Source organism: Kribbella sancticallisti (assembly GCF_039530625.1).
Classification (GTDB): Bacteria; Actinomycetota; Actinomycetes; order Propionibacteriales; family Kribbellaceae; genus Kribbella; species Kribbella sancticallisti.
In genome coordinates, this window is the sequence record NZ_BAAAOS010000038.1 from 101,348 (window position 1) to 125,256 (window position 23,909).

Below are 23,909 nucleotides of genomic sequence, written 5' to 3' on the forward strand. Positions count from 1 at the left end.
CGGTACCCGGATAAGGTCCAGTTGCATGAGCCGATCCAGGACCAATTCGGGCGCCGGGGAACTGCTGGTCGAGCTCCGGCGGGAGACGGCCGTGCCGCTGCACCAGCAGTTGGAGAGCGGGATCCGGGAGCGGATCCGGCAGGGTCTGCTGCGCGCGGACACGGTGATGCCGTCGACGCGGGCGCTCGCGACCGATCTCGGCCTGTCCCGCGGAGTCGTGGTGGAGGCCTACCAGCAGTTGGTCGCCGAGGGGTATCTCGTCAGCCGCACGGGCGGCTACACGCAGGTCGCGCCGGCGGCGGCCCGCGCTCCCCAGGCCGGGACGAAGAAGCAGCCCAGCGGCCCGCCCAGGATCGACTTCAAGTACAGCCGCCCGGACGTCTCGCAATTCCCGCGAGCCGCCTGGCTGCGATCGATCCGGCGGGTGCTGAACGAGACACCGCATCTGAGTTTCGCGTACCTCGACGGGCGGGGTGCCGACGAGTTGCGAATGGCGCTGGCGGACTACCTCAACCGGGTCCGCGGGACCTCGGCCCTGCCCGAGAACATGTTGATCTGCAACGGATTCGCCCAGGGGTCGAGGTTGCTGCTGCAGGTGCTGGCCGCGTCCGGGTTCCAGCGGCTGGCAGTGGAGGACCCCTCGGACAACGAGTTACGCGACGTCGCCGAGACTGCTGGGTTGAAGACGGTCGGAGTACCGGTTCTGGAGTCTGGACTGGACGTGGAGGCGCTCGAGCGGTCGGGGGCGGACGTAGTACTGGTGACTGCGGCGCATCAGTTCCCGACGGGTGCGGTGGCGTCGGCGGAGACCCGGGCGGCGCTGGTCGAGTGGGCCGGCCGGCGGGACGCGCTGATCATCGAGGACGACTACGACGCGGAGTACCGGTACGACCGGGAGCCGATCGGCGCGATGCAGGGGCTCGCGCCGGATCGGGTGGTCTATGCGGGAACGGCGAGCAAGACGCTGGCGCCGGGGCTCCGGCTGGGCTGGCTGATCCTGCCGAGCCGGCTGGTCGAGGCGATGGCGGCCGCGAAGGTCGTCGACGATCGCGGGTCGCCGGTGCTCGACCAACTCACCTTCGCCGACTTCGTGGCGCGTGGCGAGTTCGACCGGCACCTGCGCCGGATGCGGCCGCGGTACCGCGAGTTACGGGACGCGTTGGTCGACCGGCTGGCCGATCGGCTCCCGGACCTGAAGCCGATCGGGGTGTCGGCGGGTCTGCACGTGATGACCTGGCTGCCGCCCGACCTCTCCGAGGACGCGGTGATGCGGGCGGCGCTCGATCGCGGGCTCGGGGTCTACGGCCTCGCGCCGTACTGGGTCGACCGCGCAGGTCCGGCCGGTCTCGTCTTCGGGTACGGCGGCCTCACCGAGGCGGCCGTTGTCGAAGGCATCGATCTTCTCGCCGACGCCGTCGCCTCAGTGCGCGATCACTCGTAGTCGGTCGAGGTGGTGACGCCGGCCCAGCGGGCGGCCTCGTCGGCGCGGGAGCGGGAGGCGCGGTCGGCGTGCTCCAACGCGTCCTTGCCGAGGAGAAGGCGCAGCGGCGGCTCGTCCAGGGCGGCGATGTCGAGGATCGCCTTCGCGGCCTTCGCCGGGTCGCCCGGCTGCTGGCCGTCGACGGCGACGCGGTACCGGTTGATCTCGCCGACGGTCGCCTCGTAGTCCGCGCCGACCGGTGCGATCGCCATCGACGAACCACCCCAGTCGGTCCGGAAGGCGCCGGGCTCGATGATCGTCACCTTGACGCCGAACGGCTTCACCTCGTTGTTCAGCACCTCGGAGAAGCCCTCGACCGCGAACTTGGCGGTCTGGTAGGCGCCCATGCCCGGCGTACCGCCGACCCGGCCGCCGACCGAGGAGAACTGCAGGAAGTGGCCGGCCCGCTGCTGCCGGAAGTACGGCAGGGCGGCCTTGGTGACGTTCACGACGCCGTACAGGTTGGTCTCGATCTGCGCCCGGAAGTCCTCGTCGGTGGTCTCCTCGATCGGCGCGCTGTTCGCGTAGCCCGCGTTGTTCGCGACCACGTCGAGGCCGCCGAACTCGTCGATCGCGGTCTGGACCGCCGCTTCGGCCGCCTTCGCGTCGGTGACGTCGAGTGCGACGGCGCGGATGGCCTCGCCGTACTGCGCGACGAGGTCGTCGAGTTGCTCGGGCTTGCGGGCGGTGGCGACGACGCGGTCGCCGGCGGCCAGCACCGCCTGGGTCAACTCCCGGCCGAGGCCACGGGAACTGCCGGTGATGAGCCAGGTCTTGCTCATGATCTTCTCTCTCCTAAGTAACCAACTGGTTGGATACTTCCATGGAACCTCACCGAGCCTGCAAAAGCAACCAACCGGTTGGTTGTATGCTGTCCGGATGCAGAGAAACGCGGCACGGACCCGGCAGCGCATCCTCGCGGCCGCAACCGACGAGTTCGCGGCGATGGGCATCGCCGGCGCCCGGGTGAACCGGATCGCCGAGGTGTCCGGCTGCAACAAGGCGATGCTGTACGCCTACTTCGGCAGCAAGAACGCGTTGTTCGACGCGGTCTTCAGTGCCTACGTGGACGCCTATCTCGACGAGGTCGGCTTCGACGCCAGCGACCTGCCGAGCTATGCCGGTCGCGTCTTCGACTACTTCGAGGAGCACCCGGACCATCTGCGGCTGGCCACCTGGTTCCGGCTGGAGCGGCCGCAGGGCTCCCGGCTGGGGGTGGTGCTCGAGGTGAACGCGGACCGGCTCGCGGCGTTGACGAAGGCGCAGGCCGACGGGCTGATCCCCGCGGACTTCAGCCCGATCGAGCTGTTGTCGCTGGTCCAGTCGATCGCGACGAGTTGGTCGACGATGAATCCGGAGTACGGCGCCGACCTGCTGCCCGGCCTCAGCCGGCGCCGGAAGGCCGTGGTCGCGGCGGTGGAGCGGTTGGTCGCCGGCGGGTGATCGCGGTGTGGCGCGAGACACAACGTTTTCTCAGTTGATTCATCGCTTGGCCCGAAGGACTTCTCAGGGAGCCGAGATCTACTCGGAAGCAGGACGGGTTGGGCTGAGGAGGCAACGGAGATGAACGACAAAGGACCAGCACAGCAGGGGAACGGGCAGCAGCGGAACCCGCAGCAGTGGAACCCGCAGCAGCGGAACCCGCAGCAGGGTGGCGGACCGCAGGGCTATCCGCAGCAGGGAAACCAGCAGCAGGGAAACCCGCAGCGCGGTGGCGGACCGCAGGGCTACCCGCAGCAGGGAAACCCGCAGCAGGGTGGCGGACTGCAAAGCTACCCGCAGCAGGGAAACCCGCAGCAGAGGTATTCGCAGTACGGGCAGTACCCGCAGTACGGGCAGCCGCAGTACGGGCAGTATGGGCCGCCGCAGTGGGGGCCGGGGTTCCAGCCGGCGCCGCCGCGGCGGCGGAAGCGGCGGGTGGCGATGGTCGGCGTGCTCGGCCTGGCCGTGGTGACGACGATCGGATCGGTTGCCTGGGGCATCGATCAGCAGTCGAACGCCAACAACACCTCGAAGTTCGCGCAGGTGCTCGACCCGGCGCAGGTCGCCGCTCAGGTCTCACCCGGACTGGTCGACGTGAATACGGTGCTGGGTTATGAAGGTGCTCGCGCGGCCGGTACGGGGATCGTGCTGACGTCCGACGGCGAGGTGCTGACCAACCACCACGTGGTGGAGGGCGCGACGCAGATCTCGGTCGTTGACATCGGCAACGGAAAGACCTACTCGGCGGGGGTAGTCGGCTACGACGCGACCCACGACCTCGCAGTACTGAAGCTGGCGGACGCGTCCGGGCTGCAGACCGCGAAGACCGGCGACTCCGGCAAGGTCGCGCTCGGCGATCAGGTGGTCGGCATCGGCAACGCCGGCGGAGTAGGCGGTACTCCGAGCTACGCGGCCGGCAAGGTGACAGGCTTGAACCAGGCGATCACCGCCACCGACGAGTCCGGCGCCGACCCCGAAAACCTCACCGGCCTCATCCAGACCAATGCGAACATCCAGGCAGGCGACTCGGGCGGCCCACTCGCCAACACCGCAGGCGAAGTCATCGGCATAGACACCGCCGGCGGCACCAACAACCCCGCCAGCGGCTCCACCGGCGAAACCGCCGTCACCTCAGGCTCCGCCACCGTCACCTCAGGCTCCGCCACCGCCACCCTGACCGCCTCCGGCGACGGCCCCAGTACCGGCTTCGGCGACGGCCCCGGCACCGGCTTCGGCGACGGCCCCGGCACCGGCTTCGGCGACGGCCAAGGTCAGAACCAGGCGCCGGGTCAGAGCCAAGGCCAAGGCCAAAGCCAAGGCCAGACCGCGACAACCGGTTTCGCCATCCCGATCAATCAAGCCCTGCAAGTCGCCCACCAGATCGAGGCAGGCAACTCTTCCTCGACCGTCCACATCGGTGGCTCCCCGATGCTCGGAATCTCGGTCTTGGTTGAGGCAGACGGAACCTCTGGCGCGGCAGTGAACGACGTCATCGCCAACGGCAAGGCCGCCAAGGCCGGGATCGCAACCGGCGACGTGATCACTGCCCTAGGAGGCAAGGCGATCGACAGCCCCGACGCCCTGTCGGCAGCGCTCAACCAGCACCACCCCGGCGACAAGGTCTCCGTCACCTGGCTAGACCAAATCGGCCGCCAGCACACAGCAACCATCGAACTAACCACCGGACCGGTCCGCTGACCCCTCATGTCCCACAGCGGACCGCAATCGGGCCCGGCGCACTCTCACCCCTCAGAGTGCCCGGGCCCGATCTCGCACCTCAGGGGGTGACGAACATCGTCGCCATCATGCCGGCGTCGGCGTGGCCGAGGAGGTGGCAGTGGTACAGGTAGCGGCCGGGGAAGTCGCCGAAGCGCATGATGATGCGGACCCGCTCACCCGCCTGCAGGGTGACGCTGTCCTTCCAGCCTGACTCGAACGGCGCCGGCGCGTTGCCGTTGCGGTCGAGGATCTGGAAGCGGACCAGGTGGGTGTGGAAGACGTGCGGGATCGGCAGTTCGGCTGACTCGGCGTTGTGGATGGTCCACACCTCGGTGCTGCCGAGCTTGGGCCTGATGTCGATCCGGTCGGGGTCGAACGACTTGCCGTTGATCACCATCTCGCCGCGGGCCGGGTCCAGGTTGAGCTGGAAGTCCCGGTGCACCGTCGCCTTGGACTCCTTCAGCCGCTCGATCGGCACCAGCTTGCCCGGCAGCCGGTCCTGGCCCTTCGCCTTCTTCACGTCGAACCGCAGCAGGTTCATCGGCAGGCCGAAGACCGAACTGGCCAGCACGATCTGCGAGCCGACCGGGTACTTGCTGAAGTCGACGATCACCTCGACCCGCTCGGAAGGTGCCAACGGCAACTTGTTGACCTGGACCGGTGCGGTCAGCAACCCGCCGTCGGTACCGATCACGTGGAAGCTGTCGCCGGCGCCGAGGGTGAGCTCGTGCAGGCAGTCCGACGAGGCCGCGTTCAGCAGCCGGAACCGGTAGCGCCGCTGCTCCACCTCGAAGAACGGGCTCGGCCGGCCGTTGACGAGTGGGACCTCGCCGAAGAACTCACCCTTGCCCGGATCAGGCAGCCGGAACGACCCGTCGGGGTTGAACGACCGGTCCTGGATCACCATCGGTACGTCGTACCGGCCGGTGGGCAGGCCGAGTCTGTCCTCGGCGGGATCGGTGATCAGGTAGAGCCCGGTCAGACCCTGGGTGGTGTTGAACGCCTCGTGGTGGTGGACATGGTCGTGGTACCACAGCGTGCTGGCCTGCTGCCGGTTCGGATAGATGTAGACGCGGTTCTTGCCGGGCTTGATCTCCTGGCCGGGCAGGCCGTCCGAGCTGGACCGGACGTTGCCGCCGTGCAGGTGGACCGCCGCGTCGGCCGGCAGTTTGTTGTGCTGCCGGATCACGATCGGGCGGTTCTTGCGGGCCCGGATGGTCGGACCGGGGAAGATCCCGTTGTAGCCCCAGATCGGCGTCTTCGCGCCGGGCAGGATCTGCTGCTGCGCGGTCCGCATCGTCATGTCGTAGTAGTCGGTGCCGGCGATGCTGAGCGTCGGCTTCAGCACCGGCGGAACCACCAGCGGGGTGGCGAACAGCGGGGCCGCGGGCGACGTGACCGCTGCCGTCGCCGTCCGGGTGAACGCGCTGGTCAGGCGCTCGACCGGCAGGGCCGCCGCGGCACCGGCCAGCAGGCCGTACTTCAGGACATCTCTTCTTTTGGGCATCATGCTTCTCCGTGAATCGGTAGCCCGAGCGGCCGGACCGTACTGCGTGGTGCTCGCCAGGGCACGCCGAACAGGACGGCGGCGATCAAGGTGAGCGCGAACGTGTAGCGAAGGGTGACCAGCGCGACGCCGGTCAAGTGCGAGGCCATCGAGACCCCGGCGATCTGCTCGTCGAACAGCCGGCCGTGCGCGAGTACCTCAGGCACGCTGGCCATCGCGGCGGCGATCGCGGCCGCACAGGCGAAGGCGATCCGGACCCGCGCGGTACCAGCGTCCGCACCGACCCGTACTGCGATCGCCCGGACCGCCAGCGTGACGATCAGCAGGATCGCGATCGTCACCGGCAGCGCGAGGGTGGAATCGCGCAGGAAGTGCAGCAGTGGGCTGAGTTCCTGCGCAGCGGCCTCGTGCGAACCGTGCGCGCCGGCACCGGCCCCGTGGGCAGGACCGCCGTGGCCGGGCCCGCTGTGGGTCCCGACGGCGCTGTGGGTCCCGACGGTGCTGTGGGTTCCGACGGCCCCGAGCGCGTGATGTGTTTCCGCGCGCCCGGGCAGATAGACGTAGTGCAGCACCCAGCCGGTCGTGTAGTTCTCGACCACCCCGAGCGCCACGATTTTCCAGATCATGGCTTCCCCCTTGTGACGTGGTCTCCAGCGTCGTCGGGGGTGGGTGGTGCGGGCATCGGTGGTGCCTACCCATTTCAGGGCATCTCACTACCTAGCAACCGGGTCTCAGTACTCGGTCGGGGATTCTGCATCGCTCGTCTCGATCAGTAAGATGGCAGTCCAGCTCGAGAGGCGCTGCGACGGGCCCGGAGGGTTCCGCCACGCTCGACCTGGAGTTTGTGACGAAAGGGCGCCTCCGGAGACTTTTCTGGAGGTGGCCGAAGATGACGGATCGACGGACCAGGTTGCGCAACCTGCTGGACCAGCGGGTGGCGATTCTGGACGGCGCCTGGGGCACGATGCTGCAGGGCGCGAAGCTGACCCCCGAGGACTACCGGGGTGACCGCTTCACCGGCCACAGCCACGACGTGACCGGCGACCCGGACCTGGTGAACCTGATGCGTCCGGACCTGATCCTGGACGTGCACCGGCAGTACCTGGACGCCGGCGCGGACATCACCACCACCAACACCTTCACCGCCACCAGCATCGGCCAGGCCGACTACGGCCTGCAGTCGCTCGTGCGGGAGATGAACCTGCAGGCCGCCCAGTTGGCCCGCCAGGCCGCGGACGAGGCCGGTGGCCGGTTCGTCGCGGGGTCGATCGGCCCGCTCAACGTCACCCTGTCGCTGTCGCCGCGGGTCGAGGACCCGGCGTACCGGGCGGTGTCGTTCGAGCAGGTCCGGGACGCGTACGCCGAGCAGATCTCCGCGCTCGCCGAGGGCGGTGTCGACCTGCTGCTGGTCGAGACGATCTTCGACACGCTGAACGCCAAGGCCGCGATCGCCGCTGCCCGCGAGGTGGCTCCCGACCTGCCACTGTGGATCTCGGTGACGATCGTCGACCTGAGCGGCCGGACGCTGTCGGGCCAGACCGTCGAGGCGTTCTGGAACTCGATCGAGCACGCCAAGCCGATGGTCGTCGGGGTGAACTGCTCGCTCGGTGCCGCCGAGTTGCGCCCGCACGTCGCCGACCTGGCCCGGTTCGCCGACACCTACGTCGCCTCGCACCCGAACGCCGGTCTGCCGAACGCCTTCGGTGGGTACGACGAGACGCCGGACCAGACCGCCGGGATGCTCGGCGAGTTCGCCGAGTCCGGGCTGGTCAACATCGTCGGCGGCTGCTGCGGTACGACGCCGGCGCACATCGCCGAGATCGCCAAGGCGGTCCAGGGACTCCCGCCGCGTCAGGTCGCCGCGCCGTCCGGGCAGACCCGGTTCAGCGGGCTGGAGCCGTTCTCGATCGGGCCGGACACCGGGTTCGTGATGATCGGCGAGCGGACCAACGTCACCGGCTCGGCCCGGTTCCGCCGGCTGATCGAGTCCGACAACCACCAGGCCGCGGTGGACGTCGCGCTGGAGCAGGTCCGCGGCGGCGCGAACCTGCTCGACGTGAACATGGACGCCGACCTGCTCGACAGCGAGCAGGCGATGACCACCTTCCTGAACCTGATCGCGACCGAGCCCGAGGTGGCCCGGATCCCGATCATGATCGACAGCTCGAGGTGGTCCGTGCTCGAGGCCGGGCTGAAGTGCGTGCAGGGCAAGGGCGTGGTCAACTCGATCAGCCTGAAGGAGGGCGAGGAGCAGTTCCTCACCCAGGCCCAGCGGATCCGCGACTACGGCGCCGGCGTGGTGGTGATGGCCTTCGACGAGCAGGGCCAGGCCGACACCGTCGAGCGCAAGGTGGCGATCTGCGGCCGGGCCTACGACCTGCTCACGCAGAAGATCGGCTTCCCGGCCGAGGACATCATCTTCGACCCGAACGTGCTCGCCGTCGCCACCGGCATGTCCGAGCACAACGGCTACGCCAAGGCCTTCATCGACGCCTTGCCCTTGATCAAGGACCGCTGTCCGGGCGTCCATATCAGCGGCGGCATCTCGAACCTGTCCTTCTCGTTCCGCGGCAACGACATCGTCCGCGAGGCGATGCACTCGGCCTTCCTGTACCACGCCGGCCAGGTCGGCCTGGACATGGGAATCGTCAACGCGGGCCAGCTCGCGGTCTACCAGGACATCCCGCCGGACCTGCTGGAACTGGTCGAGGACGTGATCTTCGACCGGCGCGACGACGCCACCGACCGGCTGGTCAGCTTCGCCGAGAACGTGAAGGGCAAGGGCACCAAGCGTGAGGTCGACCTGTCCTGGCGCGAGGGCCCGGTCGAGGAGCGGCTGTCGCACGCGCTCGTGCACGGCATCGTGGACTTCATCGAGGAGGACACCGAGGAGGCCCGGCTGACCCGGAAGCGGCCGCTCGAGGTGATCGAGGGTCCGTTGATGGACGGGATGAAGATCGTCGGCGACCTGTTCGGCGCGGGCAAGATGTTCCTGCCCCAGGTGGTGAAGAGCGCCCGGGTGATGAAGCGCTCGGTCGCCTACCTGGAGCCGTTCATGGAGGCCGAGAAGGAGCAGGCCCGGCTGGAGGGCCGCGAGGAGGCGGTCCGCGGCCAGGGCAAGGTCGTGCTCGCCACGGTCAAGGGCGACGTGCACGACATCGGCAAGAACATCGTCGGCGTCGTGCTCGGGTGCAACAACTACGAGGTGATCGACCTGGGCGTGATGGTGCCCGCGGCCCGGATCCTCGACACGGCCATCGCCGAGGGGGCCGACGTGGTCGGCCTGTCCGGGCTGATCACGCCGTCGCTGGACGAGATGGTCTCGGTGGCCGACGAGATGCAGCGACGCGGCCTCAAGCTGCCGTTGCTGGTCGGCGGCGCGACCACCTCGAAGCAGCACACGGCGGTCCGGATCGCACCGGCGTACGAGAACACCACGGTGCACGTGCTCGACGCCTCCCGGGTGGTCGGCGTGGTCTCGGACCTGCTCGACGAGGAGCGCGCGGGAGAGCTTGCCATCAGCAACCAAGCGGCTCAGGAGGCGCTGCGCGAGCAGCACGCGAACAAGCAGCGCAAACCGTTGCTGACCATCGAGGACGCCCGCGCGAACCGCGAACAGGTCGAGTACGGCGAGATCCCGGTGCCGGAGTTCACCGGACTCCGCCGGGTGTCGCCCGACCTGGAGACGCTGCGGGCGATGGTGGACTGGCAGTTCCTGTTCCTCGCCTGGGAGCTGAAAGGCAAGTACCCGGCGATCCTGGACCAGCCGGTCGCGCGCGAGCTGTTCGACGACGCGAACACGCTGCTCGACCAGATCGTCGCGGACAAGTCCTTCACGGCCGAGGGTGCCTACGCGTTCTGGAAGGCGCACAGCGAGGGCGACGACATCCTGCTGGACGACCTGGGGGTCTCCTTCCCGATGCTTCGGCAGCAGACGCAGAAGCCCGAGGGTCGCGAGAACCGTTGCCTGGCCGACTACATCGCCCCGTCCGGGGATCACCTGGGCGGCTTCGCCGTGGCGATCCACGGCGCCGAGGAGTTGGCAGCGCGGTACGAGGCGGAGAACGACGACTACCGGGCGATCATGGTGAAGGCGCTGGCCGACCGGCTGGCCGAGGCCTTCGCCGAGTGGATCCACCTGGAGGCGCGCAAGGCCTGGTTCGAGCCGGACGCCGAGCCGCTGCTGGAGGACCTGCACGCGGAGCGCTTCCGCGGTATCCGGCCGGCGCTGGGCTACCCGGCGAGCCCGGACCACAGCGAGAAGAAGTTGCTGTTCGACCTGCTCGAGGCGGACAAGTTGGGCCTCGGCCTGACCGAGTCCTTCGCGATGACTCCCGCGGCCGCCGTCAGCGGCCTGATCTTCGCCAGCCCCGCCGCGAAGTACTTCACGGTGGGTCGCGTCGGCAAGGACCAGATCGAGGACTACGCCGCCCGCCGGAACCTCCCGCTGGCCGAGATCGAGCGCTGGCTCCGCCCGAACCTCGCCTACGACCCGGACTGAATGCCACAGTGACGGCATGACTGTTTCCCTGCGGGCTGCCACGGCGGCTGATGTCGATGCGGTGGCGCTCATCTGGTACTCCGGCTGGGGTGACGGGCACTTCGGGAACGTGCCGGACGAGTTGGTTGCCATCCGCACCAAAGAGTCGTTCTGGGAGCGGGTGGGGGCGGATCTCCGACACGACGGTCGCGCTGGTCGGGGACCAGGTCGCGGGGTTCGTGATGGTGGTGGACGACGAGGTCGAGCAGGTCTACGTGTCCGGCGACCACCGAGGTTCCGGGGTCGCGGACACGCTGCTCTCCGAGGCCGAGCGGCAGATCAAGGCCAACGGGTACGACGAGGCGTGGCTCGCGGCCGCGACCGGGAACGCCAGGGCGCGGCGGTTCTACGAGCGCAGCGGCTGGACCGACAGCGGCGCGTTCGACTACCCGGCGACCACCGACGACGGCCCGATCCCGGTGCCATGCCACCGCTACGTCAAGAAGCTCTGACCACCTGCAGCCTGCGGGTCGCCGGGACGATCAGAAGCAAAGCCGCGCAGACCAGACCCAGGCCGAACGAGAAGATCATCAGCGGGCGCTGGCCGGTCAGTGAGGCCAGTGGGCCGGCGACGCTTCGGCCGAGTGCCATCGTCACCAGCGACCCGGCCACGTCGTACGCGTAGACGCGGTTGAGCAGGTCCGCCGGGACCTGGGTCTGGACGGTGGTCGACCAGATCACCGACCAGAAGGCGATGCCGGCCCCGGCGACAGCCCAGCCGATCACCAGGACGGCGAGGTTCGGGCGCAGCGCGGGGATGAGTGGGTAGATCGCGAACAGAGCCCAGCCGATCGACCCGACGGCGAGTGGGCGCGTCGGCCGGATCCGGATCGCCAGGGTTCCACCGATCGCTCCGCCCGCGCCGAAGGCTGCCAGGCCGATGCCGAGGGCGGCCGAGTCCAGGTTGGTGACAATCAGGTCGGCCCCGATCGGCAGCGACACCCCGACCACGAAACAGCCGTACAGCAAGAAGATCGTGATCACGCTGAACAGCCACGACCGGGCGCGGAACTCCTGCCAGCCTTCGATCAGTTGCTTCCCGAACGAGGCCGCAAGGGCTGCCGGAGCGGTGTCCAGTCTCAGACCGAACAAGCAGATCGCGCTGATCGCGTAGGTGGCCGAGTAGATGCCGAACACCACGCTCGGCCCGGACACACTCACCAGTACTCCGGCCGCCGCCGGGCCGAGCACGCCGGCCATCGACTCGGCGATCCGGAGAATTCCGTTCGCGCGCTGCACGTCGTCCGCCACCTGCGGGACCATGCTGGCCACGCCCGGCTGGAACATCGCGCTCGCCACGCCGCTGAGGAACTGCAGCACCACGATCGTGGCCAGCGACGGCGTACCGAGCGCGAACAGGACGGCCATGCCGGCCTGGATGACGAACCGGACCAGGTCGGCCAGCACCATCATCCGGCGGGCGGTGAACCGGTCGGCGAGCACGCCGCCGACGAGCATGCACAGCGCGACCGCGGCCAGCCAGGACCCGAGCGCATACCCGACCCCGCTGGCGCCGTACCCCGCTTGCAGTACGCCGACCGACAGCGCCACCGGCAGCATCGCGTCCCCGAGCAGCGAGGTGGTCCGCGCCCCGAAGTACAGGCGGAAGTTCGGGGACCACAGGGGACGGGCGGGGGTCAGCAGGGGAGCCGGTTCGGTGGCGCAGGTCATGTGCGTCAAGCTAACTCGTTACTGACATGCGCCGCGGGCAGTCTCGACCAGCGAGAACAGCGGGCGTCGAGGAGCTCCGCTAGCGCGGCAAGGCGCCGTGCAGCAGGGTCTCCAGCGCTGCGCGGAGAGCGGGGGCGAACTCGGTTCGGTAGACGGCGACAGCGGGGTCCGCCTCGTACGCCGCGGTGATCGCGGCGGCGGGATGAGTGTGCGTCCAGATGGCGCCGGTCAGCATGATCATCGCCGCGATGAAGCGGGTTGCGCCGTCCCCGCCCAACTCCGGGATCCGGCCGGTCACCTGGCGCACGAGCTCCCCAAGGTTCTGGATCGAGCTGCGCTTGAACCGGAGCGCGATCTCGACGGAGATGTTGTGCTCCAGTACGGCGGCCTGCGCGCTGGTCAGCGCACACAGCATCGGCCGTGACGCCACCGTCTCGACGATTGCGTCCGCGAGCTTCGCCGCGCGCTCGTCCATCGGCGCTTCCGGGTCGACCGTTCGGGTGAGCTCGGCATCGAGCTGCGCCATCCACTCCCGCGACTCGGCGTCCAGGAGTTCCAGCAGCACCGCCTCGCGGGACTCGAAGTAGTTCAGCACGTTGGACTTCGCCAGCTCCACCCGCCGGCTCAACTCGTTCAGGCTGAGCTGGGCGACCGGCATCTCGGCCAGCATCGCCGCCGCCGTGTCCAGAATCGCGCGCCGCCGCTCGGCCCGTTGCTCCTCGCTGCGAGCCCGCCGGAAAGTCGTCACGGTCACAGTCTACAGACCGATGGTCTGTTGTCATCAGACCGGCGGTCTGATACGTTCGAAGCATAACAGACCAGCAGTCTTTTACTGAAGGAGAGCCTCATGTACGTCGTCCCGGACCAGACCGGCAGGTACGCAGTGGTGACCGGCGCGAACAGCGGCACCGGCAAGGAGACCGTCCGCCGCCTCGCGGGCGCCGGAGCCCGGGTGGTGATGGCCGTCCGCACGATCGCGAAGGGGGAGCAGGCGCGCGCCGAGATCCTGGCGCAGTACCCGGACGCGCACCTCGACGTACGGCGGATCGATCTCGCCGACCTGGCCTCGGTCGAGGAGTTCGCCGCGGGCCTGATCGCGGACGGCACTCCGATCGACCTGCTCGTCAACAACGCGGGCGTGATGGCGCCGCCGACCCGGATGACCACGGCGGACGGCTTCGAGTTGCAGTTCGGCAGCAACTTCCTCGGCCCGTTCGCGCTGACTCTGCGGCTCCTGCCGCTGCTGCTCTCCGCGCCGGCGCCGCGAGTGGCCACGATGAGCAGCGGAGCGGCGAACTTCGGCCGGATCAGGTTCGACGATCTCCAGTGGGAGCAGGGATACCGGCCGGCCGCGTCGTACGCGCAGTCCAAGCTCGCCGACCTGATGTTCTCCCACCAGCTGGCGGCGATCGCGGCCGACCGCGGCTGGAACCTGATGAGCAACGCGGCGCATCCCGGCTACACCGTGACCAATCTGCAGTCGGCCGGTGCGAGCCTCGGCCGGGAGAAGTTGCCGTGGTGGCACACCCTGGTCGAGCACTTCAACCCGCTGCCCAAGCAGGGAGTCGAGCAAGGTGCGGAGCCGCTGCTGTTCGCGGCGACGAGCCGGGAGGCCGCAGCCGGCGCGTACTACGGTCCGAGCAAGCGCCTCGGTCTGGTCGGGCCCACCAAGCTCGCCAAGGCGCCGAGGCGTTCACTCGACGCCCAGACCAATACACGCCTCTGGGAGGCCGCGGAACGCCTCACCGGTGTATCCCTCCTGGACCGGATCCCTTCTGCTGGATAGCCCGGGCATCTACTGTGCGGGAATGAACGAGTGGTCGAGTGGGGAGATCTACGAGTCGTACGTCGGGCGCTGGAGTCGGCTGGTCGCCGCGGAGTTCCTGAGCTGGCTGGATCAGCCGGAGGGACTGAGGTGGCTCGACGTCGGCTGTGGGACCGGCGCTCTGAGCAGCACCATCCTCCGTACTGCGGCGCCGGCCGAGGTGGTCGGTGTGGACCCGTCCGCGGGGTTCGTCGAGTACGCCCGCGGCACGATCGACGACGATCGCGCGCGGTTCGAGGTCCGGTCGGCCGCGGACCTGGGCGATGAGTCCTTCGACGTCGTGGTCTCGGGACTCGTCCTCAACTTCATCCCGGATCGGCAGGACGCGCTCCGCCGGATGCACGCGATCGGCGGCACCGTCGCGGTTTACGTCTGGGACTACTCCGACGGCATGGAGTTGATGAAGTACTTCTGGGATGCCGCGGCCGAGATCAAGCCGGAGGACAGCGACCAGGACGAGGGACTGCGGTTCCCGTTCTGCACCCCGGCCGGCCTGGAGGCGTTGTTCACCGAAGCCGGTTTCGCCGACGTCACCACCCGCTCGATCGTCGTACCGACGGTGTTCGAGTCGTTCGACGCCTACTGGAAGCCGTTCCTGGGCGGGCAGGGCGTCGCGCCGGCCTATCTGCGGAGCCTGGCCGAGTCCGACCAGGACGCGATCCGGGACCTGCTCAGGGAGCGGTTGCGCACGGCATCGGATGGTTCGATCTCACTGACTGCCAGGGCCTACGCGGTCCGCGGCCGGGCAGCCGCTGCGGAGTAGGCCGAAGAGGAGGTCGCCGGTCCACTCGTTCTTGAACCAGGTGTTCGGCGGCCGGAAGCCAGTCACCGGGTCGAGATCACCGACCGAGTATGTCAAGAAACGGAGGGTGGATCCGTACTTCCTGTGAGGGGCCGCGTTGGGCGGCCGGGATGGAGGCGGCCGATGAGGTTCCTGCTGATGCTGCAGGTGAGCACCGCGGTGTTGGAGAAGCAGACCGAGGAAGAACGCACCGCCCTGTACGCCGGGCGCCGGGAGTTCCAGCAACTCGCCTCTGAGGCCGGTGAGCTGATCAGTGCGCAGGTGCTGGCTGATCCGTCGACGAGCACGGTGGTACGCGGCAGCAGCGGCGGCGTACCGGCTGTGCTGGCGGGTGAGAGTGCCGACGAGTTCCTGGGCGGCTACTACCTGGTCGATGTGGACAGCAGGCAGCGGGCGATCGAGCTGGCCGATCTCTTGCCGGACGCGCGGATCGACGGGCACGCGGTCGAGATCCGCCCGGTGATGTTCTCGGCCGCCGCGGATTTCTAGGACGAACGAACTAGAGCAGCGGTCCGGCGACCGCCGCGGCCGCCCGGCGGCTGGGAACCTCGAGCTTGAGCAGGATCGCCGAGACATGGTGATCGACCGTACGCACCGACAACACCAGCTCCGCGGCGATCTCGGCGTTGCTCTTGCCGTCGGCCAGGAGGCGCAGTACGTCGACCTGGCGCGGCGTGAGGCCGGCCGGGTTGCCCCGGGTGGACGCTGCCGGCCGGCGAGGCAGGCGCTTGACGCCGAGCTTCGCGAGCTCGGCCCGGGCGATGGCTGCCGCAGGTCGGGCGCCTAGTTCGTCGAGCGCCCAGATCGCTTGAGTGGTTGCCTCGATGTCGCCCGAGCCCATCTTGAAGAGAGCCTTCTCGTACGGGTCGTCGGTCAGTGCGACGGCGCGCTGCCAGTCACCGGCGATCGCGGCTCGGTAGACCTCCGCGCACCCCTCGAACAACTCGACGTCGATGCCGCCGAGCCACAGGTAGTAGTAAAGCTCGCCCATGAAGTGCCCGAGGCCGCCAGGCGTCGGGCGGTCTCTAGCCGACTTGTAGAGGTGCTCGGCGACGAAGCTGTTCCCTGCGAGCCAGGCCCACTCCGCGCCACCCACGGCGGTGTAGAGGATCCCAGGCAGCGACTCGTGCGCCCAAGCCCGCCGCCAGGACGTAGCGAGCATCGGGTCGGCAGCATTCAGTTCGCCCGTGCGTGCAAGCAGCCGGCCGAGGACAGGTGTGCTGTAGACCTCGTACATGCCCGGGTCGTCGTTCAGGTCGAGCAGTCGTCGGAGTCTCGCCGCCGCGTCGGCCCAACTCCCGCGCCGCAGGTCCAGCTGGGCCTGATGGACCTCCAGGCTGTAGGAGTGCGCCCAGATGCCGTGCTTGCGGGTGAACTGCAGGCCGGCCTCCAGACACTCGGCCAGTTCGTCGAGGCGGTACTCACGGAACAGCACGAAGGCGAGACTCGTGTACGCGCGGGCGGCTGACTCGTGGTCGCCCGTCTCCAGCGCCGCTTGCAGGCTCTCGCGGATCAGCGGCAGCCCGTCCGGCTTCCCGTCGAACGCGTGGCTGAGACCGATGTAGTTCAGGCAGAGTGCCGCGAGATCCGTGCGGCCGACTTCCAGAGCCAGCTCCCGCGCCCTCCACAGCTCCTCAACAGCGTGACCAGCTCTGGTCTCCGAGATCAGAATCCCCTGGTACGCCGTGATGGAGGCGAGCACGTCCTTGGAATCAGTGGTCTCGGCGAGGCGGCCGGCTCGTGTGATCCCGGTCATCGCGTGCTCGGTGTGCCCGGACAGGTACTGGCTGCGGGAGACCCGCAGCAGCGTCTCGGCCAGGGCAGCGGGCTCCCCGGCTTCCTCGCGGAGCTTGATCGCCTCCTCGCCGACCTGGACGGCGTCGACGAACCGGTGGGCGATGTGGAGCTCCCAGGCATAGTCGTCGAGCAACGCGGCCCGCTCGGCCGGCGGCAGCCGATCGGCGTACGGGGTGACTGTCTCGAAGGTGGTCACGGCCTGCTGGTGGGATCCGGCCGCTGAGGCGGCGCGGGCGGCAGCAGGGCCATAGGCAACCAGTGTGTCGACGTCGCGAGCCTGTGCGGCGTGATGGATCAGCCTGGGCAGGTCAGGTTCGTCCGCCGACAGCAGAGCCTTGAGTACCGACTTGTTGAGGGCACGGCGCCTGATCTCGGGCAACTGCTGCTCCGCGGCCCGGCGAGCGATCTCGTGCCGGAACCCGATCGCACCGTCCTGCAGAACCAGTACTCCGTACTGCTCGGCCTCCGCGAGTCGCTCGAAGTCCTTGCCCAGCAGGTCTTCTGCGAAGGCGAGCGGCAGCTGCGACGGGATCACCGACAGCTGCTCGACCAACCGCAGGCAGGGTTCGCTCAAGCTGCCGAGCCGAGCTAGTACTGCGTCCACCACCGTGACCGGGACGTGCCCAGCCGGACCAGCCAGGGTCTCCGTCAGATAGAACGGGTTCCCCTTGGTCAGGTGGTGCAGCTCGTCGGCATCGTGCGCGGACCCCGCGGCGAGGGACTGAACCGCGGCCAGTGACAGCGGCGGGAGCTCGACCCGGATGATCCTGTCGCCGCGGAGGTCTCCCAGCAAAGCTCGCAGGGAGGTTCGATCGACAGCGTCCGGCCGATAGCTCAGCACCAGCAGCAGGCGAGTCCGGTCGAGACGGCGCGCCAGGTACCGCAGTACGTCGATGGTGACGTCGTCGGCCCAGTGCACGTCCTCGATCACCAGCACGCTCAGCTTGGAGCCGCTGACGTCCGCGGTGATCCCTTCGAGCACGACGTCCAGAGACCCGCCCGACAAGGCCTTCTCGGCGGCGCCGCCCGAGCCCCGGAACGCCTCGCGGAGCGGGCCGAGGACAGGCGGCGTCAGCAGATCGTCACAGGCGCCGCGGAAGCTTCGAACGCCTTCGGGGAGATGATCGAGGAAGGACCGGACGACGCTGGTCTTGCCGATCCCCGCCTCGCCGGTGACCAGGGCTACCGAGCCGCCGGGGTGATCGAGGGCAGCCAGCAGCTCCGCGATCGGTCGATCCCGTTCGAGAAGACCCGGCCCTGGCTGCATTCCACCCCCTGAGTGCCAAGCTCAGGGTAGCTAGTGTCTGAGTCGGAAGTTCGTGCACGTCTCCGACTCAGGACACTAGATCCTGAAGGTGAGGTAGCGGCTGGCACCGGCCGCGCCGGTCACGTCGACGATCACCTCCGTACTACGCCCGGTGCGACGAGTGGTGATCCCCGTGTCAGCGTCGGCCACCCGCAGGCTCGGCAGGTGCACATACAGCCGGACGGTGGTCGCCAGCTGGGTCGGGTCCGAAATGGCCAGCTGGATCTCGCGGCCACGGATCCGCCGGATCACCGAGCACGGCGTAGCCGCTTCCAGATCGGCCACTCGGTCGGGCAGCCAGAAGTTGACCAGGGTCAGCGCTTGGGGGAGATGGAGCACGGCTTGGGCTTTGGCGGTGTTCCGCAGTACCAGGACGCCAGGGGCTTGGGAGAGCTGCTTGGTCCGGGCGGCAGATGCTCCCGGTGCCAACAGGTAGCTGTACGTCGCCGCGGTCGGGTCTGTGCCGTGGTTCAGCCACATAGTCAGGTAGCGGCGGGTGATCGAGGTCGTCGGACCGCCGGTATTGATGTCGCGCCAGGAACCTGTCCGGGCCTCTCGCCGGAGTTGCAGGTCAGAGCCGCTGGGGAACACGTAGCCGCCGACGCCTTCGAGGTGTGCCCAGCGAGCACGGCTGACGCTGTCGGTGTCGCCCAGTTGCGGGACGCGAGTGAGGCCGTCCACTGTCAGGGCGTTGGTGCCGGCGCTGTGCAGGTTGCGGTTCTCGACGACGGTCTCGACCGGATGCCCGCTGGTTCCGGTGATCCCGGCGCCCAGGGCGACGACATACTCGTCCAGACAGAACCACGACTTCTTCGCCCGCATCGGCGAGACAGGACCCTCGAGGTCCTGGCCGACGGCCGCGTAGCCATCGAGAGTGCTGCCGCCGACCCAGGTTGCTGTCGGTGGCCTGGCCGCTCCCCACTCGCCACCTGCTTTCGGCGGCAGCGGCAGCTTGTCCACGGTGATGCCAGGTAGGCGATAGCGATCGACGGTCGGCCAGAAGGCGTCGGCGTACTGGCCGTTGTCGTGGTCGTAGAGATAGGTCATGCCGGAGCCGGTGTGGTAGCCCTGCTCGTTCTCGCCGTTGCCGGATTCGTAGTACGCGATGCGGCGGCTGGCCATCGAGATCGAGTACGCCCAGCCGCTGCGGCGGTGCACCGACCGGTCCATCCCGGCGAACAGGGTGTGGCCGTCCCGCTCGGGTGCGGGCGTGACGCCTTGCAACGACTTGACCAGGGACACCCGCGGAATGGTTGCTCCTGACAACATGCTGCCGAAGGTGTCGCGCTGCAGCCAACCGGCCACCGCGGACCGCCACTGCGTCGCCAGGGTGGAGTCGACGCCTGCCGCGAGCCGGAGAATCGCCTCGGCCGCCGTGTAGCCGTCGTTGTGGTCGGACGCGTTGTGGCGGGACACGGCCCGGCCGCGGACGAAGTCCATCATCCGTAGGTCGTGGACCACCGGCAGGTACGCCTTGGCGACCGAGTCGAACAGGATCTCCCGCTTCGGGTCCGTCACCGCCCAGGGCGAGTTCGCCAGCAGAGCAAGGAGTTTGCCGATGCCGCTGAGCAGTACGTGGCCGTAGGTGCCGGTGTACGCGACCCAGGTGTGCTGCACGAACGAGCCGTCGCGGTAGAAGCCGTCGCCGCTCGTCACGTACTGCCAGGTGTCGCTCAGCCCGTCGCGGGCATGGGTCAACATCGCCTCGTCCTCGGTGACCAGGGCTCGCACGATGATCGCCTGGCAGAGGTCGACGCGGTTCGCGCCGGTGGACAGGACCCTGCGCTCGGTCGGGAACATCCAGTACGGGTCGGGGACGAAGTGGTCGATGGCCGCGCAGTACCGCTCACGTGCGGCAGGCGGCAGGACGTCGTACAGGAGGACCATCGTGCTGGCGAGTGGCCTGGTGCCACCGATCTCCCATGACCACCAGTTGCCGAACTCCTTGGTGGTCGGGTTGTAGATCAGCTGGTCCATCGACTCCAGCCCAGCCTGTACGTCGGCCAGCAGCGCGGGGTCCTCGTAGTACTGCGACCCGGGGGTGGCCCAGGCGGTCGCGAGCTGCTCCAACCGGACGTAGGTGTTCGCGACGGAGGGGTCGGCGGTCAGCGGGTAGTCGCTGAAGACGAGCATGCGGGTGGCTGTGCGGTCCAGCTTCGCCAGTGACGCCCGCACCGCGGTGTCCAGGCGGGTCAGTGCGGCCGCGTAGTCGGGATCGGTGGGTTCGAGGGCAGCTCCGCCGGTGAGGCCGGCGGCCCACTTCGCCCTGAGCGAGGCGAAGTCGGCGGGTGCGGCCGCGGCGGGGAGCTTCATGGTCAACTCTGTCATGGCCGCCGTGGCCGTAGCGGTGCCGGCGGCAAGAAAGGTCCGTCGTTTCACGGGAGATCTCCTTCAGCGGGGCGGGTTCACTGAGGACTTGTGTCGAATGAGTCTGTGGCAAGTCATCCCTTGGGTCAATGGATTCATGCGAATGAATTTCCCGCGGTGACCCAGTAGAGTCAGCGGTCAGAGTGGGCGACGGGAGACTTGTGAGCGCATCGGAAGTGCCGGCGGACGGTGCCGCGGCCGGGCCGGCGGTGGCGCGCGGACAGAAGGCGCGGCATCTGGCGGGGGAGTTGCGGCGGGGGATCGCCGAGCTGCGCTGGCCCGGCGGCAAGCTGCCGACCGAGCAGCAGTTGGCGACCGAGCGGGGCGTCAGCCTGAACACGGTGCGCCGGGCGGTCGATCTGCTGGTCCAGGACGGGCTGGTCTATCGCCGCCAGGGTTCCGGGATGTACATCGCGAGCACGGATACCGGCCCGCTGATCGGCGTCGCGGTGCCGTCGATGACGTACTACTTTCCGCGGATCATCGTCGGCATCGAGCGGGAGCTGGCCAAGCATGGCGCGCAGATGTTGTTGCGCAGTACGGAGTGGGACCCGGCGGAGGAGCGGCTGGCGATCGAGGGGCTGATCGGTGCGGGCGTGGCCGGTCTGATCCTCGCACCTGACCAGCCTGGACCAGGGCCGGCCGAGCAGAGGCTGGCCCAGCTCGAGGACCTCGAGTTGCCGATCGTGCTGGTCGAGCGGGGGTTGGAGGATCCGGCGACGCTGCACGAGTTCGTCGGCTCGAATCATGCGGCCGGTGCTCGCGCCGCGCTGAAGCATCTTCGCGGGCTCGGCCATACCCGGATTGGGTACCTCGAACGCGTCAGTCCGCACACCGCTCCACAGGTCAGGGCGGGCCTCGGGAATGTGCCGGTGCTGATCGACTCACTTGATCGCTGGACCGCTGCGGAGGTCGACCGGTTCCTCGCCGAAGCCCTGCGGTTGAAGGTGACCGCGGTGATCTGCTTCGCCGATCGTGAGGCCACCATGCTGCTGAATGCCGCCTTGGCGCGGGGGATCGACGTACCGGGCGAGCTGTCGGTGGTCAGCTATGACGACGAGGTCGCCGACCTGTCCGAGGTGCCGCTGACGGCCGTCTCCCCGGCCAAGCTGGAGGTCGGCCGGCTCGCGGTGGAACTCCTCCGCGCGCGGATTGCGTCTCCGGAGTCACCTCGCCGGCAGGAATCCCTCGTCCCGCGGCTCGTCGTACGCGAGTCGACGGGACCGTCCATTCGGTGACGGCAACGTCAGAGCACTCGGAACCACAGGCTTGTTGCCATCGGCGTCTGGTTGGTGCTGAGACGTTCGAGCCTCACGGTTCGGCCGCCCGGGTGGTCGAACAGGCGGACGCCGTCGCCGAGCATCACCGGGGCGATGAAGGTGAGCACCTCGTCGAGTTCGCCGGCCTCCAGGCACTGCTTGGCGACGTTGGCCCCGAGGATGTTGACGTACTTGTCGCCGGCCGCCGCTTTGGCCTGCGCCACCGCGGTGGGGAGGTCGCCCACGTACGTCGTACCGGGTGACTCGGTGCCGGGGATGTCGTGGGTGACGACGAACTCGGGGCCCTCCCAGCCTCCGCCGAAGGCCTTCCCCTCGCCCTCCTGGCCCTTGAGCGGATCGTCGCCCGTGGCGGTGCGTTTCCCGATCAGCAGGGCGCCGATCCGCGGGATCAACTCGTCGACCTCGGGATTCGGCCCGAGGTACTCCGTCATCCAGGACATGTCCCCGCCCGGACCCGCGATGAACCCGTCCAGCGACATCGTCACCGAGTACAACAACTTCGCCATGATGCGTCTCCTCCGATCGACCGGCTCTGCCTCAGTAGAGACGAGCCGGCCCGGAGAAACTCATCGCGGGGGTGTCACCAGTTCCAGGCGACGCCGCGCTTGCACTGGTCGACGGTGGGGTTCTTCAGGATGTCGATGTTGCTGTAGACGACCCGCTTGCCTTCGGGGTCGGTGAAGCAGGCGTCGATCTCGGCCTGCTGTCCCCGGTAGGTCTGGGGCGTTGCATAGATCAGCTTGCCATCGGCGTCGTAGCCACGGACGGTGTAGGCAGGCGGGGAGTCGGGAGCGGGCCGGCCTTGGGAGTCCACCCGCTTCAGCGGGGCGAAGAAGAACCCGTGGCGCAGAACGGCCTCGGTCGTCGGTCCGCTGCCGGCCGCGACCGTGATCCGGGTCACCTGTTTCGTGTAGGTGCCCGCAACGGACCCCACCACCGGCATCCCCTGGGTCTCACCGGGGAAAGCGAAGGCGATCAACCTGGCTTGCCCTTTGGAATCGACGGCGCAAGCCTGGATCCCCTTCGACCGTCGGATCAGGACCACGCCGCTCGCTGCGGGGTCGGCAGGTTTCACCCACCTGAAACCGTCGATCACGGTGTAGGTCTGATCGCCCTTCGGGCCTCGGAACTCCTTGCCGACGCAGCTCTTCCCATAGGTCGCCTGCTCGGCTTCGGACAATGGCTCGACAGCAGGTTTCGCGGCTGCGGTGTCCTGGCCGGCCACGGGCGGCTGAGCCTCCTCGCCTCGCAGTGCCGGTACGGCGAGCGCGAGGCCCGCGGTGACCGCGACGACTGCCGCGGCGGCGGCCAGCGGGACGAACCGCCGGTGCGGCGTGCCCGCGGCGGACTCGTGGTCGACGATGGCGACCAGTTCGTCGCGCTGGCGGGCCCGGGTGGCGGGCCGAAGGTCGTGGTCCGGCGGAGGAATGAGTTGGCTGTTCATGATCGCGTCTCCAGGGGGAAAGAAGGGTCGAGCTCGCGCAGGTGTTTGCGGGCCCGGGAGAGCCGGGACTTCACCGTGCCGAGCGGGACGTCCAGGGCGGCGGCAGCAGCCTGCTGGTCGAGGCCGGCCCAGATGCACAGCTCGACGATCTCGCGTTCCTGCCTGGGCAGGCGTTTCAGCGAGTCCCGGGCTGCCTGGATCTGCCGGTCGTCGTCCACCCGGCCGACGACGTCGTCGGCGTGGTCCCGGACGTGGTCGGCGATCAGGTGCGCGGCGGCCAGTGCGCGCCGATAGCGCAGCTTGGAGCGCCACTCGTTCCGGACCGTGTAGTCGGCCGTCCGGAGCAGCCAGGGGAGCGCGGAGTCACGATCGAGCACGACCTCCGTACGCCGTCGCCACGCGTGCAGGAACACCGCCGAGGTGAGGTCCTCGGCATCGCTCCACGAGGCGGTTCGCCGGTAGAGGAAGTTGTAGATCGCCCGGGCATGCCGGTCGTACAACTGCCCGAAGGCCTCCGAGTCCCCCTCCGCGGCCCGCTCCCACAGACTCCGGTCCGAACTCGTCGCCATGATCTCGCCAGTCTGCCCGGCCCGCAGACTGATCACGAGCTGTTCCCGGTCTTCACGCTGCCCATCCGCGCGCTCCCATCCCTCGTCGACACGCTTTGCCCTTGCGTCCAGCTTGTGTCT

At 68.8% G+C, this 23,909-nt stretch carries 19 protein-coding genes; 9 read left to right on the forward strand and 10 right to left on the reverse strand.

What is annotated here, in order from left to right; all coding sequences use genetic code 11:
* Nucleotides 1-25 precede the first annotated feature (25 nt).
* Nucleotides 26-1,441: a MocR-like pyridoxine biosynthesis transcription factor PdxR gene (gene pdxR / locus ABD255_RS26505; RefSeq protein ID WP_344218591.1), complete on the forward strand. Its 1,416-nt coding sequence runs from the start codon at nucleotides 26-28 to the stop codon at nucleotides 1,439-1,441.
* On the opposite strand, the gene ABD255_RS26510 is transcribed toward pdxR, so the two are convergent.
* The gene (locus ABD255_RS26510) at nucleotides 1,432-2,262 is read right to left on the reverse strand and encodes an oxidoreductase (RefSeq protein WP_344218593.1); all 831 of its coding nucleotides are present in this window, start codon (nucleotides 2,260-2,262) and stop codon (nucleotides 1,432-1,434) included. The two genes, pdxR and ABD255_RS26510, sit on opposite strands and share 10 nt — an antisense overlap.
* Nucleotides 2,263-2,359: 97 nt before the next feature.
* Between ABD255_RS26510 and ABD255_RS26515 the strand changes: the two genes are divergently transcribed.
* Both ABD255_RS26515 and ABD255_RS26520 read left to right on the forward strand, forming a co-directional pair.
* Nucleotides 2,360-2,923: a TetR family transcriptional regulator gene (locus ABD255_RS26515; RefSeq protein ID WP_344218595.1), complete on the forward strand. Its 564-nt coding sequence runs from the start codon at nucleotides 2,360-2,362 to the stop codon at nucleotides 2,921-2,923.
* Between the two features lie 120 nt (nucleotides 2,924-3,043).
* Nucleotides 3,044-4,660, forward strand: a complete 1,617-nt coding sequence (locus ABD255_RS26520; protein WP_344218597.1) for a S1C family serine protease — start codon at nucleotides 3,044-3,046, stop codon at nucleotides 4,658-4,660.
* A gap of 79 nt (nucleotides 4,661-4,739) precedes the next feature.
* Here ABD255_RS26520 and ABD255_RS26525 read toward each other — a convergent pair whose 3' ends face one another.
* Together ABD255_RS26525 and ABD255_RS26530 are read right to left on the reverse strand one after the other, a co-directional pair.
* Nucleotides 4,740-6,188, reverse strand: coding sequence for a multicopper oxidase family protein (locus tag ABD255_RS26525; protein ID WP_344218599.1), 1,449 nt, complete (start codon nucleotides 6,186-6,188; stop codon nucleotides 4,740-4,742).
* Nucleotides 6,188-6,814, reverse strand: coding sequence for a hypothetical protein (locus ABD255_RS26530; protein ID WP_344218601.1), 627 nt, complete (start codon nucleotides 6,812-6,814; stop codon nucleotides 6,188-6,190). The genes ABD255_RS26525 and ABD255_RS26530 overlap by 1 nt, the downstream gene beginning before the upstream one ends.
* A 263-nt stretch (nucleotides 6,815-7,077) precedes the next feature.
* Here ABD255_RS26530 and metH point away from each other — a divergent pair, with 263 nt between their 5' ends.
* Entirely contained in the window at nucleotides 7,078-10,689 is a 3,612-nt protein-coding gene (metH, locus tag ABD255_RS26535; protein WP_344218603.1) for a methionine synthase, read from the forward strand.
* 125 nt (nucleotides 10,690-10,814) lie between these two features.
* Nucleotides 10,815-11,180, forward strand: a complete 366-nt coding sequence (locus ABD255_RS26540) for a GNAT family N-acetyltransferase (protein ID WP_344218605.1) — start codon at nucleotides 10,815-10,817, stop codon at nucleotides 11,178-11,180.
* Here ABD255_RS26540 and ABD255_RS26545 read toward each other — a convergent pair.
* Both ABD255_RS26545 and ABD255_RS26550 read right to left on the reverse strand, forming a co-directional pair.
* Complete coding sequence (locus ABD255_RS26545) at nucleotides 11,167-12,399, reverse strand: MFS transporter (RefSeq protein ID WP_344218607.1); 1,233 nt, start codon at nucleotides 12,397-12,399, stop codon at nucleotides 11,167-11,169. The genes ABD255_RS26540 and ABD255_RS26545 overlap by 14 nt on opposite strands.
* 79 nt (nucleotides 12,400-12,478) lie before the next feature.
* Entirely contained in the window at nucleotides 12,479-13,147 is a 669-nt protein-coding gene (locus tag ABD255_RS26550; protein WP_344218609.1) for a TetR/AcrR family transcriptional regulator, read from the reverse strand.
* 99 nt (nucleotides 13,148-13,246) lie between these two features.
* On the opposite strand from ABD255_RS26550, the gene ABD255_RS26555 reads away from it, so the two are divergent.
* The 3 genes from ABD255_RS26555 to ABD255_RS26565 all read left to right on the forward strand — a co-directional run bounded on the left by ABD255_RS26555 (nucleotide 13,247) and on the right by ABD255_RS26565 (nucleotide 15,515).
* A complete protein-coding gene (locus ABD255_RS26555) occupies nucleotides 13,247-14,185 on the forward strand; it encodes an SDR family oxidoreductase (RefSeq protein ID WP_344218611.1) in 939 nt (312 codons plus the stop codon).
* A 22-nt stretch (nucleotides 14,186-14,207) separates the two neighbouring features.
* Nucleotides 14,208-14,987, forward strand: coding sequence for a class I SAM-dependent methyltransferase (locus tag ABD255_RS26560; protein ID WP_344218613.1), 780 nt, complete (start codon nucleotides 14,208-14,210; stop codon nucleotides 14,985-14,987).
* Nucleotides 14,988-15,149: 162 nt separating this feature from the next.
* Complete coding sequence (locus ABD255_RS26565; RefSeq protein ID WP_344218615.1) at nucleotides 15,150-15,515, forward strand: YciI family protein; 366 nt, start codon at nucleotides 15,150-15,152, stop codon at nucleotides 15,513-15,515.
* A gap of 10 nt (nucleotides 15,516-15,525) precedes the next feature.
* On the opposite strand, the gene ABD255_RS26570 is transcribed toward ABD255_RS26565, so the two are convergent.
* Entirely contained in the window at nucleotides 15,526-18,090 is a 2,565-nt protein-coding gene (locus ABD255_RS26570; RefSeq protein WP_344218616.1) for an ATP-binding protein, read from the reverse strand.
* A gap of 75 nt (nucleotides 18,091-18,165) precedes the next feature.
* A complete protein-coding gene (locus ABD255_RS26575) occupies nucleotides 18,166-20,508 on the reverse strand; it encodes a polysaccharide lyase 8 family protein (protein WP_344218617.1) in 2,343 nt (780 codons plus the stop codon).
* 149 nt (nucleotides 20,509-20,657) lie between these two features.
* Here ABD255_RS26575 and ABD255_RS26580 point away from each other — a divergent pair, with 149 nt between their 5' ends.
* Entirely contained in the window at nucleotides 20,658-21,734 is a 1,077-nt protein-coding gene (locus ABD255_RS26580; protein WP_344218618.1) for a GntR family transcriptional regulator, read from the forward strand.
* 8 nt (nucleotides 21,735-21,742) lie between these two features.
* Here the strand turns inward: ABD255_RS26580 and ABD255_RS26585 are convergent, their stop codons facing one another.
* The 3 genes from ABD255_RS26585 to ABD255_RS26595 form a co-directional block, all read right to left on the reverse strand.
* On the reverse strand, nucleotides 21,743-22,282 hold the full coding sequence (locus ABD255_RS26585; protein WP_344218619.1) for a dihydrofolate reductase family protein: 540 nt from the start codon (nucleotides 22,280-22,282) through the stop codon (nucleotides 21,743-21,745).
* Between the two features lie 74 nt (nucleotides 22,283-22,356).
* Complete coding sequence (locus ABD255_RS26590) at nucleotides 22,357-23,220, reverse strand: hypothetical protein (RefSeq protein ID WP_344218621.1); 864 nt, start codon at nucleotides 23,218-23,220, stop codon at nucleotides 22,357-22,359.
* Nucleotides 23,217-23,825: an RNA polymerase sigma factor gene (locus tag ABD255_RS26595; RefSeq protein ID WP_344218623.1), complete on the reverse strand. Its 609-nt coding sequence runs from the start codon at nucleotides 23,823-23,825 to the stop codon at nucleotides 23,217-23,219. Before ABD255_RS26595 ends, ABD255_RS26590 begins: the two co-directional genes overlap by 4 nt.
* Between the last annotated feature and the right edge of the window lie 84 nt (nucleotides 23,826-23,909).